Consider the following 11,969-nt stretch of genomic DNA (forward strand, 5'->3'; position numbering starts at 1 on the left):
TGAAACGCAAAAACCCGAGGCAACGCCTCGGGTTGTAGTTGCTCCTCCAACTGGGCTCGAACCAGTGACCCTTCGATTAACAGTCGAATGCTCTGCCAACTGAGCTATGGAGGAATATGTGCTTGAAAGCAACGAGCAATACTTTAACCCGGATGTTGGAAATTGAAAAATCGCCAGGTGGGGGCATGTTTCGTGGACATGGAAGGTGGGCGGTTGTAGGGTAGTCGCTATGAAACACTCACTGCTTGCACTCACTGTAGCTTCGGCTGTGTCCGTGACGGCCGTCCAGGCGCCTGTCGCGTGGTCGGAGGAGAACTCGGCGGGGGAGAATACGCAAGGGGCGCAGCAGACGACAACGAAGGACGGTAGCTCCGGCAGCTCCGACGGCGAGGAACTGAGCCCGGCTGCAATTGCGGGGATCACGCTTGGTGTCCTGGCCGCTGTTGGTGCGGGCGCTGCGTTCGCGGTGTCGCAGGGGTTGATCCCGAACGTGGACCCGAAGGTGGTTGCTGGGCTGACGGGGTTGTCGTCGACGGTGCCGGGGTTGGCGGCGTTGGGCTTCGGAGGGGCGTCGATAAATAAGTGCTCTCCGCAGGCCTTTGATGCGGCGATGCCGGGCTGGCCAGGCGTGACGGGGACGACCGTGATGTACTGCGAGGGCCAGTGGGCCGTGGCGGGGCAGAAGCAGTCGGACTGGATTGTGCCGTTTGAACGCAAGGGAGACCGTTGGGTGGCGCTGCTGCCGGATGGGACGTCGAAGCGCGGGCTGAACTCCGCGTGCTACAACGGTGACGCGCTGCGAGGCCGCGGTGCGCCACAGCAGTTTGTTGACAAGATTCGGGTCTGTGCCCCCGATGAGATCGGGCGGTAACGTGTCGCTGTAGTCTTGCAGCGTGGAAAAAAGAGGATTTCGAGTAGGCGCGCTGGTGCTCACAGCGCTGGTGGTTGCGCTGGCTACAGCGTTTGCGGTGTTGAAGTTTGTGGTCCCGAACGGCCTGCAGGTCGGTCGGGAGGAAATCAGTGAGGCGTCGATAGGGGCGTCGTTTAGGCAGGTGGGGGAACTCTCGGTTGAGGAGTATGCGTACTCGAACGTGGGCAACTACGACAATAAGGGTCTTGAGCTCGCGGGTGTGAAAGTGCCGCTGACCGGGCGCAACTTCCTGCTGAGCTACAGCGGGACCGTCAAGGCGGGCATCGCGGACGTCGAGGCGATCGGCGTCAACATTGACGACGCCGCCCAGACCATCACGGTGCGAGTCCCGGAGGTGAGCGTGACCTCCTCGGAGATCGACGATAAGAGCGTGCAGGTGTACAAGCAGTCGATGAACCCGCTCAACCAGGTCAAGGTGGAGGACGTCACCGGCTTCCTCGCCGAGGAGAAGACGCGTGCGGCGGACCGCGCGGTCAAGGAGGGGCTGCTGGATCGTGCGCACACGCGCGTGGAGGAACTCATGACATCGCATGCGGAGGCGCTCAAGCAGGGCACCGCGATGCAGGACTACGAAGTGCGCGTCGAGTGGGTGCGCAAGTAGCTATCATGTGGGCATGATTTTAGAAGAGCACCTTGCGTCCTGGCCGGTGAAACACTGCGCGGCGGCGCTCGTCGGTAAGTGTGAAGAAACCTACGGGGACCAGCACCGGGTGTTCGAGCTGGCGAGCGTGACCAAACTGCTCGCCGCGTACGGGGTGCTGCTGGCGGTGGAGGAGGGAGCCTTCGAGCTGGACACCCCGTGCGGGCCGGATGGCTCCACGGTGCGTCACCTGCTGTCGCACGCCAGCGGCGTCGGCTTCGATAGCAGGCGCCCGCAGAAGCCAGTCGGGGAGCGGCGGATTTACTCGTCCGCTGGCTACGAAATTCTTGCGGACTTCGTGGAGGAAACCACCGGCATCGCATTTCCGGAGTACCTGCACGAAGGTGTCTTTGAACCGTTGGGGATGGACACCGCCGTGTTGGAAGGCTCCGCGGGCCACGGGGCGCGCGCGAGCGTCGCGGACCTGAGCAAGTTCGCTGCGGAACTGCTGCAGCCCACGCTGCTGCACCCGGACACCGTGGCGGAGGCGTTCCGCAACCAGTTCGGGGACTTGCGTGGGGTGGTGCCAGGCTACGGGATGCAAAAACCATGCCCGTGGGGTCTCGGATTTGAGATTAAGGGGGAGAAGTCCCCCCATTGGACGGGGGACACCATGCCGGCCGACACGGTGGGGCACTTCGGTATGGCGGGGACCTATCTGTGGGTTGCGCAGGGCCAAGCCATGGTCGCGCTCACTGACGAGCAGTTCGGCGAGTGGGCCAAGCCCTTGTGGCAGGAAACGAACACTGCCATCTGGAACGCCCTGCTTTAGACTCGGGGGCATGCACGATACACACACGCCACCCCCGGAAGCAGGCCACCGCCTGCCGCCTGGCCAGGTTTGGCCCCTCATGCTTGCCCTGTTAACCGCCGTCTTCGCGTTCCAGCTGAACGCGTCCATGCTGGCGCCCGCGCTGGCGACGATGGAGCGCGAACTCGACGCCACCACCTCCCAGATCGGGTTGACGCAGACCGCGTTCTTTACCGCTGCGGCCCTGTTTTCCCTGTTTATGCCACGATGGGGAGATTTGATTGGGCGTCGAAAAGTGCTGGTGGGCATGATGGTGGTCACCGCGATTGGCTCGGTGGTTGCGGCGCTGGCGGCGAATGTCACCATGCTGTTCATCGGGCGCGTCATTCAGGGCGTGTCGGGGCCGACGGTCGCGCTGACGTCCGTGATGCTGCGCCAGGAGGTGCGCGAGGAGAAGCAGTTCGCGCTGCTGATTGGCATCTTGACCTCGATTAACGGTGGTATCGCGGGTATCGACGCCATCATGGGCGGCTGGCTCACAGCTGCCTTCGGCTTCCGCTCTCTGTTCTGGGTGATCGGCGTCTTCGCGGTCGTGGCGGTGTTTGCCGTGCACTTCGGCGTGCGTGAGACGAAGTCCGACGCCGGCTACGCCATGGACTGGAAGGGTGTGGTCCCGCTGGTCGTGGCCGTCGGCGCGATCCTGACCGCGCTGAACGAGGCCGGTGCGTTGGCCGCCGCGAACTGGTTCATGGTTATTGTTCTGCTCGCGGTCGGCGCGGTGGCGCTGGTGGTGTTCTGGCGCATCGAGTCCTCCACGGAGCACCCGCTGGTCGCCCCGCACCTGCTCAAGGAGCGGCGCACGTGGGCGCTCTTGACGACGACCACCCTGACCATGACCGGCATTTTCGCCGTGATGAACGGCCTGGTCCCGAACCTTGCTCAGGACGAAACGTTCGGGCCGGGGATGTCGGCGGGCGTGGTGTCCTGGTGGACGCTGACCCCGTACGCGCTGGCCGGCCTGGTGTTTGGTCCGATCGCCGGGTTCTGTGCCGGGCGGGTGGGCTACAAGCTCATGCTGCAGATCGGTATCGCCGGTGCGTTCCTGTCGGTGGTCTTCGGCACGTTCGTGGTGTCCAACCCGACGAAGGGCCTGCTGCTGGCGCTGTCAGTTGCCGCTGGTGTGACCTACGCGGGTATCGCGAACATCATGCTCGGGTCGCTGCACGTGGTGCTGGCGCCGAAGACGAACCAGGGCTACCTGCCGGGCTTGAACGCGGGCGCGTTTAACCTGGGCGCCGGGATCTCCTTCACGGTGATCTTCGCGGTGGTGGCCACATTCGCCGACCAGAACGGCGGCTACCGCGCCGGCATGATCGCGGGCGCAGTCCTGCTCATTGGCGCGTTCTGTACGTCGTTCCTCATCCCGCGCCCCGAATCGCTTCCGGACACGATCGCCGCAGAAGACGCGGCACGAAAGAAGGTGCAGTAAATGACAACCAAGATCATCCTCGACTGCGACCCAGGCCACGACGACGCCGTGGCCATCCTGCTCGCAGCCGGAAACCCAAACATTGAACTCCTAGGCGTGACCACCGTCGGTGGCAACCACACGCTGGAGAAGGTCACGCGTAACACGGCACAGGTGCTGACCGTGGCAAAGCTCACGGACGTTCCGCTGTACGCGGGCGCGACCCGCCCGATCCTGCGCGAGGTAGAAACCGCCGAGGGCATCCACGGCGATACCGGCATGGAAATCCACGGCTTCGAGCTTCCCGAGCCGGCGCTGTCGGTGCAGGAGACGCACGGTGTGCAGTTCATCATCGACACGATCATGAACGAGCCCGCCGGGACCGTCACCCTGGTACCTACAGGCCCGCTGACTAACATCGCGCTTGCAGCCCGGCTGGAGCCGCGCATCGTCGAGCGCGTCAAGGAGGTCGTCCTGATGGGTGGGGCGTATGGCACCGGCAACTGGACGCCAAGCGCGGAGTTCAACATCATCGTCGACCCTGAAGCCGCCCATATCGTCTTCAACGAGAAATGGCCCGTCGTCATGGTTGGCCTTGATCTGACGCACCAGGCGCTGGCAACCAAAGAGGTCGAGGAGCAGTTCGCTGCGCTGGGCACGAATGTCGGCGACTTCGTGGTCGGGCTCTTCGGTGCGTTCCGGAAGAATTACCAGGACGCCCAGGGGTTCGACGACCCGCCAGTCCACGACCCGTGCTGCGTCGCCTACCTCATCGACCCAACTGTGGTGGAGACGGTCAAGGTACCGGTGGACGTCGAGACGCACGGCCTGCTCACCACCGGCCGCACCGTGGCGGACTTCCGCAGCCCCGCGCCCGCCGACTGCCACACCTCCGTGGCCACGAAGCTCGACGCCGAGCGGTTCTGGTCCATGGTGCTCGACGCTGTCAAGGCACTGGGGTAGCCGCGATGCAGCCCCCTGACCCTCAAGTAGAGCTTCAGTAAACAGGGGGATCAACCAGTTGTTGAGGGTTGCCCGGTGTGTCTCGTGTCATGCAAAGTGATGCGAGAGGCCGTTGGGGAAGACGAACCTCGTCTCGCACGAAGATGCGCCCGCCTAGTCAGCGGGCGCGGAACCGGCTAGTCACCGGGCGCGTGCGCCGCACTGTCACACACAGAAGGGTCCCCACAAATGACAACAACTCTCGTTGCCCCGCGTACGTGGCGCTCTGTCTGCGCCGCGCCGACGACCTCCGTCATGAGCATCCAGGACATGCCCGCCGCAGCGCGTATGCGCGTCGAAGAGCTCCTGCTCATGCTCCCGGACGCGCCAGTCAACCAGGAAGCACTCTGGGACGACGCCTGGTTCACCCGCTGGCGTCGCGACGCCTCCGGCACCTACCAGTGCCGCGAAACTTTCCGCGCGACCCCGGACGTCACGCGCAGCTTCGCGGACGCGCTCGCGACGCTAGCCGCCGAGTACGGCTTCAGCGCCAGCATCGAAGCGGCAGGATAGGGCTAGCTGTACGCGCCGTCGCCGAAAGGATCGGTGATGACGTCCACAAGCTGGGCAACGGAATCGATCACCTTCGTTGGCCTGTATGGGTAGCGGGCGATCTCGGCGTCATCCGAAATTCCCGTGCGCACCAGCAGTGTGCGCATGCCGGCCTCCAGGCCGGACTTCACGTCCGTATCCATCCGGTCACCAATCATTACCGTGTGCTCCGAGTGCGCGCCGATATTGTTCAGCGCCGAGCGCATCATCACCGGGTTCGGCTTGCCCACGTAGTACGGCTCCATCCCCGTGACCGACGTAATCATCGCGGCCACCGCGCCCGTCGCCGGGAGAATGCCGTTCGGGCCGGGGCCCGTCAGATCCGGGTTAGTACCGATGAACCGCGCACCCTTCAGAATCAGATTGCAGGCCGTCGTGATCGCCTCAAAGGAATAGGTGCGCGTCTCGCCCAGCACCACAAAGTCTGGGTCTTGGTCTGTCAGGATCCACCCGGCCTCGTGCAGTGCAGTGGTCATCCCGGCCTCGCCAATCACGTAGGCCGAACCCTCTCCGACCTGCTGCGACAAAAACGTCGCCGTGGCCGTGGCGGACGTCCAAATCCGCTCCGGCTCAATCTGCAAGCCCATCCGGACCAGCTTCGCCGAGAGGTCCCGCGGGGTTTGCATCGAATTGTTCGTCAGCACCATAAACGGAATCGATTCATCGTGCAGGCGCTGAATGAAGGCGTCCGCGCCGGGAATCATCTGCCCTTCCTTGTGCAGCACGCCGTCCATGTCGGTGAGATAGGAAATAGTCACGCTACGCTCCTTTGTAGTCCTCGTGCCCTTCAATGTAGGCGCTGAGCTCACCCAGCGTCGAGTGCTGCCGGTAGGTTTCCTCGTCAATCGGCACGCCAAGCTCTTGCTCGATGCGCACCGCAAGCTCAATACGATCTAACGACGCCACCCCGGCCCCATCCAGCGTGGTCTCCCGGTCGAGCGCTTCAGTGTCCTCGCCGGTCACGCGCTCAATAAGGCGCGTGAGCTGAGCGAACGCGGAGGCATCCTCGGTGCTCGCGGTGGGGTCGGAGGGGGCGTCGTCAAGCTTGAGAGCGCTTAAATCTAAGCGTTGTGAGAGTTCCATACCCACATAATAAGGTGGAAGCATGCTGCAAACAGTTGCCTACCTCCGATCGCTGACGCCGAAAGCGCGCCGACAGCTCGTGGAAACCCGCGAACTGTTGCACACCGGCGACGGCGAATACGGGCTCAAGCCGGACCGCGAAGGCGTGCTCACCGTCGACGCCGGGGGAGAGCGCGTCAACATCCACTGGTACGAACTCGGCCCCGAGGATCCCGACGCCGTCACCGTCGTCTACGTCCACGGCTTCAACATCGCCGCCGAAGAGTTCTTCCTGCAAACCGAAGCGGTCGCAGGCCACGGGGTGCGCCAACTGCTGCTTGACCTGCGCGGGCACGGGCAGACCGGCAAAGTCGACCCCGATCTCTTAACTATCGACGCCGCCGCCGACGACGTCGCCGCCGTCATGCGTGAGCGCAACGTGCGCGGACCCGCCATCGTGGTCGGGCACTCACTCGGCGGACCGATTTCGCTTTCGATGATGCGGCGCTACCACCACGAATTCAACCTCGCGGGCTCGGTGCAGATCTCCAGCGCGGTCGAACCCTTTACCGTCCAAGGCCTGCCACAGATCCTGGCAGGGCCGATCGGCCGCTTCATCGAAGGCGTCGTCGCCGTGACCCCGCACTTCGCGGAAGGCGTGCGGCAAGTCGTCACCGACATGCTCACCCCGATCCTCGCGCTCGGGTTCTACTTCCGGCCGATGAGCTACCAGCTGGTGCAATTCCACGCCGCCATGATCCGCGAAACCCCGCTGGAAACCTACGCAGGCTACTTCGAGGATCTGCTGCACCACTCGGAACTCGACGCCGGCGAGGTGCTCAGCACCATCCCCGGCTACATCCTCGTCGGCGACCACGACGCCGTCACCCCAGTGTCCCAGAGCGCGAAACTCCACGAGATCTGGCCGCACGCCTACATGCAGGTGCTGCCTGAAAGCGGCCACATGCCGCCTCTCGATGCCCCCGGCGCCGTCAGCACCGCCATCAACCGACTCATCCAACGCATTACCGAAGACGTGAAGTAACCCATGAATTACAAACTGCTCGCCGTCGGCGTTGCTACCACCAGCGCCATCGCCTGCGCCCCGCACGCGGTGGCTGCTGATGTGAAGGACGCCGACCGCTACCAGCCGAGCTTCCAAACCGAGCCCCGCTACGTACCGCTGGTCCCAGGTCAGCTCTACACAGAGAGCACCCGATTCACCCCGACCGGAGCGCCGGAGGGGACAACGTTCTGGGTCGCCGGCGGGGGAGAAACGCAAGGGGTGCCCATCGTTGCCACGATCGAAAACGACACGACCCTCGTCGTGCGCCTCCAGTTCTTCAACTGCGACCAAGTCGAAGCCGGGCAGCTCTACGCACCGAGTTGCACCACCGTCCAGCGCGGCGAAAACACCCGCAAACTCGACATCGGTGTGAAATACCCAGACGGGACTACGGAGTACATCAGCGTGCCGGTCTCGCTCGTTGCCGACCAGCGCCTGATCTACGAACCCGTCTACAAACCAGTCGAGGTCGCCCACGGCACATCGTTCACAGCGACGCCGTTCAACCTTCGCGATCGCGTCGAACTCCCCACCGACGCGAAGTTCGAGCTCATCGACCCACCAGCCGGGTGGGACCTCTCCATCGACCCCGTCACCGGCACCGTCAGCGGCACCGCCACCGACGCCGCACGCACCCCCTCGACCGTCGAAGTCCGCGCCACCTTCGAAGACGGCACGACCCGCACCGCATTCCTCCGGATCAGCCACGACGGCCCCAACCCGCCAGAGCCGACGCAACCGCAAACACCCCCAGCGGACTCGAACGGCTCCTCGGGTTCGAGGGCGCTCGTTATCACGCTAGGGGTGCTCTCTACGCTCGCGGTGGTCGGGGCGCTGTTCGCAGCGTTGGCGCCGAACATTCCGGCGCTCGCCCCGTACCTCCCGCGCTAGCCCTTAGGCTTCGGTTGGGTCGTCGATCTTCAGGTCCTTCGCGGCCTGCGCGGCAACATCCATCTCGATCTTGCCCTCGTTCGCCAGGCCCATCAGCGCCGCAACCACCATCGACTCGGCGTCAATATTGAAGTAGCGGCGTGCCGACTCACGCGTATCCGAGAAACCGAACCCATCCGCACCAAGCACCAAGTACTGGCCTGGCACGTACGGGCGGATCTGCTCCTGCAGGTCCGTGGCGAAGTCGGACGTCGCAACGTACGGGCCCTCCGTCTGCTTCAGCTGACGGGTCACGAACGCCTCGCCGACGTCCTCACCCGGGTGCAGCAGCTGCTCGTTGGCCACACGCGCACCGTCGCGCGCACACTCCACCCAGGAGGTCACCGAGTACACCGAGGCGCCCACGTTGTAGTCCTCCTGCAGGATCTTCTGCGCGCGAAGCGCCTGCTGCATACCGATACCGGACGCCAGCAGTGACACGTTGTGCTCGTGCTTCTCGCCCTCGTCGAACAGGTAGATGCCCTTGTGCAGGCCCTCAACGTCGAGGTTCTCTGGGCGCGCCGGCTGGTGCGTCGGCTCGTTGTAGACGGTGATGTAGTACATCACGTCTTCGCCGTGGCCGTCGCCGTACATACGCTCGATGCCCTTGGAAATCAGGTACGGCATCTCGTACGCAAAGGCAGGATCGTAGGTGACCACCGCCGGATTTGTCGACGCCAAAATCGGCGAATGACCATCCATATGCTGCAAGCCCTCACCAAACAGGGTGGTGCGTCCCGCAGTCGCGCCGATGATGAAACCGCGCGCCATCTGGTCGCCAGCGGCCCAGAAGTTGTCGCCCGTGCGCTGGAAACCGAACATCGAGTAGAAGATGTACATCGGGATCATCGGCTCGCCGTGCGTCGCATAGGACGTACCGGCCGCGATGAAGGACGCCGAGGAACCGTCCTCGTTGATGCCCTCGTGCAGGAGCTGGCCGTCCGTCGCCTCGCGGTAGGACAGCTGCAGGTCATGGTCCACTGGGACGTAGTTCTGGCCCTGCGGGTTGTAAATCTTCAGGGTAGGGAACCAGGAGTCCAGGCCGAACGTGCGCGCCTCATCCGGAATGATCGGCACCACTCGCTTCCCGATCTCCTTATCACGCATCAACGCCTTAAACGTACGCACCAGCGCCATCGTCGTGGCAACTTCCTGCTTACCCGAGTCCTTGAACATGGCCTTGTAAGCCTTCTCGAAGTCCTGCTGCTGCTCCAGCGGCGTGAACTTCACACGACGCTCCGGCAGGTACCCGCCGAGCTCCTCGCGGCGCTCCTTCAAATACTTGATCTCCGGAGCGTCCTCGCCCGGGTGGTAGTACGGCGGCAGGTACGGATCCTTCTCCAGCTCCTCGTCGCTGATCGGCACGCCCTGCTTGTCGCGGAAGCGCTTCAGGTCCTCCAGCGTGAGGTTCTTCATCTGGTGCGTCGCGTTACGACCCTCAAAGTTGTGGCCCAGGCCGTAGCCCTTAATCGTGTGCGCCAAAATGACCGTCGGCTTGCCCTTGGTCTCCAGCGCACGCTTGTACGCCGCATAGATCTTGCGGTAGTCGTGGCCGCCGCGGCGCAGCGCCCAGATCTCCTCATCCGACATGTCCTCGACCAGCTTCAGCGTCCGCTCGTCGCGGCCGAAGAAGTGCTCGCGCACAAACGCGCCATCATTGGCCTTAAACGTCTGGTAATCACCATCCGGAGTGGTATTCATGACGTGGACCAGCGCACCGTCCTTGTCCTTCTCCAGCAGCTCATCCCACTCGCGGCCCCACACAACCTTGATCACATTCCAGCCAGCGCCAATGAAGAAGGCCTCCAGCTCCTGGATGATCTGGCCGTTGCCGCGGACGGGGCCGTCGAGACGCTGCAAGTTGCAGTTGACCACGAAGGTCAAGTTATCCAGGCCGTACAGCGACGCCATGTGCAGTAGACCGCGCGACTCCGGCTCGTCCATCTCGCCGTCGCCGAGGAACGCCCACACGTGCTGCTGATCCGTGTCCTTAATACCGCGATCCTGCAAGTACTTGTTAAAGCGAGCCTGGTAAATGGCGTTCATTGGGCCCAAGCCCATCGACACCGTCGGGAACTCCCAGAAGTCCTTCATACCGTGTGGGTGCGGGTACGACGGCAGACCACCCTGCGGACGCGAATGCTCCTGACGGAAACCATCCAGATCATCCTCAGTCAGACGACCCTCCAGGAACGCACGCGCGTACATGCCCGGGGAAGCATGACCCTGGTAGAAAATCTGGTCGCCGCCCTGCTCAGCGTCCTTGCCGTGGAAGAAGTGATTAAAACCAACCTCATACAACGCCGCCGCCGACGCATACGAGGAAATATGGCCGCCAACCTTCACACCCGGACGCTGCGCGCGGTGCACCATGATCGCCGCGTTCCAACGCATCCAACGGCGGTAGCGCTTCTCAATCTGCTCATCACCAGGGAACTCCGGCTCCATCTTCGTCGGAATCGTATTCACGAAATCCGTCGACGACAACGCAGGCAAATCCACCCGCTTCGCCGACGCCCGCTCCAACAGGCGCAGCATCAAAAATCGAGCACGCTCCGGCGTGGACTGGTCCAGAATCCCATCAAACGAGTCAATCCATTCTTGGGTCTCTTCCGGGTCCGTATCATGCAGATACGAAGCGACACCCTCGCGGATCAACGGGATGTTGGAGTCATTATTGTGTTCAGCCAAGGAACGTCCTCCTAACGTTTCGGGCCTGCAACCAGCGAGGCACAGGCGGGAATGAAAACCTGCAAAACAGGATACGTGGTTTCAGCCAATTGCGTTGAACGTCACAAAACTCGAGGGCCCCCGGAGGCCGTCGCATATTTGTCCGGTAATGTGTAACCCGCAGATGTAAACTAAACGGCATATTTGCATACAACACTCATCTCATTGGGAGGAATAAGAACGTTGGGCGCCAACGGTGTCGATACATACGCTGACCGACTAGGGGTCAATCAAGGCGAAATCGTCCAAGAAATCGGTTGGGACGACGACGCCGACGCAACCATCTCCGAAGCGATCGAAGACCGCATCGGCGACCAACTCCTCGACGAAGACGCACAAGACCTCTGCGACATGATCCTGCTCTGGTACCGCGAAGACGACGGTGACCTTGTCGACGTCCTCGTCGACTGCTCCCGCAACCTCGACGACAACGCCCGCATCTGGCTCATGACCCCAGGCGCCTCCAAGCCCGGCGGCGTACAACCCGGCGTCATCTCCGAATCCGCCCAACTCGCCGGCCTGGTCCAAACCACCGCCGACCGCTTCGGCGAATGGCAAGGCTCCTGCCTCCGCTCCGCCGGTGTACCAAAATAGGCGTTTACCTGCCTGTTTGTTGTTAATTTTGCGATCGGTAGAAGCTTTGTTAAAGTCTCTACCCAGCGCGCCGTTAGCTCAGCTGGAAGAGCAACTGGTTTACACCCAGTAGGTCGGCGGTTCGAACCCGTCATGGCGCACCAGGTCAAAGGCCCTTTCCGAGGAAGGCTTAAGGGACATTTTGTGTGTTTTTACGGCGTGTCGCGATAAGGGACATTTTGTGTGTGTTTAGCTGCGTCCAGC

12 protein-coding genes and 2 tRNA genes are annotated in these 11,969 nt (G+C 62.9%); 10 read left to right on the forward strand and 4 right to left on the reverse strand.

Going from position 1 to position 11,969, the window contains the following annotated elements; translation table 11 throughout:
• Positions 1-41: 41 nt before the first annotated feature.
• A tRNA-Asn gene (locus tag KBX14_RS08120) sits at positions 42-114 on the reverse strand.
• A gap of 115 nt (positions 115-229) precedes the next feature.
• Between KBX14_RS08120 and KBX14_RS08125 the strand changes: the two genes are divergently transcribed.
• The 6 genes from KBX14_RS08125 to KBX14_RS08150 all read left to right on the forward strand — a co-directional run bounded on the left by KBX14_RS08125 (position 230) and on the right by KBX14_RS08150 (position 5,305).
• Positions 230-871: a hypothetical protein gene (locus tag KBX14_RS08125; protein WP_256042277.1), complete on the forward strand. Its 642-nt coding sequence runs from the start codon at positions 230-232 to the stop codon at positions 869-871.
• A 22-nt stretch (positions 872-893) separates the two neighbouring features.
• Positions 894-1,532 (forward strand): DUF4230 domain-containing protein, encoded by a 639-nt coding sequence (locus KBX14_RS08130; protein WP_256042278.1) that lies wholly within the window; start codon positions 894-896, stop codon positions 1,530-1,532.
• Between the two features lie 13 nt (positions 1,533-1,545).
• Complete coding sequence (locus tag KBX14_RS08135; protein WP_256042279.1) at positions 1,546-2,343, forward strand: serine hydrolase; 798 nt, start codon at positions 1,546-1,548, stop codon at positions 2,341-2,343.
• Positions 2,344-2,353: 10 nt separating this feature from the next.
• A complete protein-coding gene (locus KBX14_RS08140; RefSeq protein WP_070477959.1) occupies positions 2,354-3,811 on the forward strand; it encodes an MFS transporter in 1,458 nt (485 codons plus the stop codon).
• Positions 3,812-4,753 carry a nucleoside hydrolase gene (locus tag KBX14_RS08145; RefSeq protein ID WP_256008040.1) on the forward strand — a complete coding sequence of 314 codons (942 nt, stop codon included), beginning with the start codon at positions 3,812-3,814 and terminating at the stop codon, positions 4,751-4,753. It abuts the gene before it with no gap.
• 228 nt (positions 4,754-4,981) lie between these two features.
• On the forward strand, positions 4,982-5,305 hold the full coding sequence (locus KBX14_RS08150; protein ID WP_070477953.1) for a hypothetical protein: 324 nt from the start codon (positions 4,982-4,984) through the stop codon (positions 5,303-5,305).
• Between the two features lie 2 nt (positions 5,306-5,307).
• Here KBX14_RS08150 and KBX14_RS08155 read toward each other — a convergent pair whose 3' ends face one another.
• On the reverse strand, positions 5,308-6,102 hold the full coding sequence (locus KBX14_RS08155; protein WP_255365820.1) for an HAD-IIA family hydrolase: 795 nt from the start codon (positions 6,100-6,102) through the stop codon (positions 5,308-5,310).
• Position 6,103: 1 nt separating this feature from the next.
• Positions 6,104-6,427, reverse strand: coding sequence for an acyl carrier protein (locus KBX14_RS08160; protein WP_070975099.1), 324 nt, complete (start codon positions 6,425-6,427; stop codon positions 6,104-6,106).
• Between the two features lie 22 nt (positions 6,428-6,449).
• On the opposite strand from KBX14_RS08160, the gene KBX14_RS08165 reads away from it, so the two are divergent.
• A complete protein-coding gene (locus KBX14_RS08165; protein WP_256042280.1) occupies positions 6,450-7,451 on the forward strand; it encodes an alpha/beta fold hydrolase in 1,002 nt (333 codons plus the stop codon).
• Positions 7,452-7,454: 3 nt separating this feature from the next.
• Entirely contained in the window at positions 7,455-8,363 is a 909-nt protein-coding gene (locus KBX14_RS08170; RefSeq protein ID WP_256042281.1) for a Rib/alpha-like domain-containing protein, read from the forward strand.
• Between the two features lie 3 nt (positions 8,364-8,366).
• On the opposite strand, the gene aceE is transcribed toward KBX14_RS08170, so the two are convergent.
• Positions 8,367-11,093 carry a pyruvate dehydrogenase (acetyl-transferring), homodimeric type gene (aceE, locus tag KBX14_RS08175; RefSeq protein ID WP_070975097.1) on the reverse strand — a complete coding sequence of 909 codons (2,727 nt, stop codon included), beginning with the start codon at positions 11,091-11,093 and terminating at the stop codon, positions 8,367-8,369.
• A 204-nt stretch (positions 11,094-11,297) separates the two neighbouring features.
• On the opposite strand from aceE, the gene KBX14_RS08180 reads away from it, so the two are divergent.
• Both KBX14_RS08180 and KBX14_RS08185 read left to right on the forward strand, forming a co-directional pair.
• The gene (locus KBX14_RS08180; RefSeq protein WP_070362150.1) at positions 11,298-11,726 is read left to right on the forward strand and encodes a DUF3052 domain-containing protein; all 429 of its coding nucleotides are present in this window, start codon (positions 11,298-11,300) and stop codon (positions 11,724-11,726) included.
• Between the two features lie 67 nt (positions 11,727-11,793).
• Positions 11,794-11,869, forward strand: a tRNA-Val gene (locus KBX14_RS08185).
• The last annotated feature ends 100 nt before the right edge of the window (positions 11,870-11,969 follow it).

The organism is Corynebacterium sp. CCUG 61414 (genome assembly GCF_024453945.1).
In the GTDB taxonomy this organism is placed as follows: Bacteria; Actinomycetota; Actinomycetes; order Mycobacteriales; family Mycobacteriaceae; genus Corynebacterium; species Corynebacterium pseudogenitalium.

Excerpts from the sequence above, each read along its gene's own strand:
- KBX14_RS08125 (WP_256042277.1), top strand. The coding sequence starts at position 230 with ATGAAACACTCACTGCTTGCACTCACTGTAGCTTCGGCTGTGTCCGTG.
- KBX14_RS08135 (WP_256042279.1), top strand. The coding sequence starts at position 1,546 with ATGATTTTAGAAGAGCACCTTGCGTCCTGGCCGGTGAAACACTGCGCG.
- KBX14_RS08140 (WP_070477959.1), top strand. The coding sequence starts at position 2,354 with ATGCACGATACACACACGCCACCCCCGGAAGCAGGCCACCGCCTGCCG.
- KBX14_RS08145 (WP_256008040.1), top strand. The coding sequence starts at position 3,812 with ATGACAACCAAGATCATCCTCGACTGCGACCCAGGCCACGACGACGCC.
- KBX14_RS08150 (WP_070477953.1), top strand. The coding sequence starts at position 4,982 with ATGACAACAACTCTCGTTGCCCCGCGTACGTGGCGCTCTGTCTGCGCC.
- KBX14_RS08160 (WP_070975099.1), bottom strand. The coding sequence starts at position 6,427 with ATGGAACTCTCACAACGCTTAGATTTAAGCGCTCTCAAGCTTGACGAC.
- KBX14_RS08165 (WP_256042280.1), top strand. The coding sequence starts at position 6,450 with ATGCTGCAAACAGTTGCCTACCTCCGATCGCTGACGCCGAAAGCGCGC.
- KBX14_RS08170 (WP_256042281.1), top strand. The coding sequence starts at position 7,455 with ATGAATTACAAACTGCTCGCCGTCGGCGTTGCTACCACCAGCGCCATC.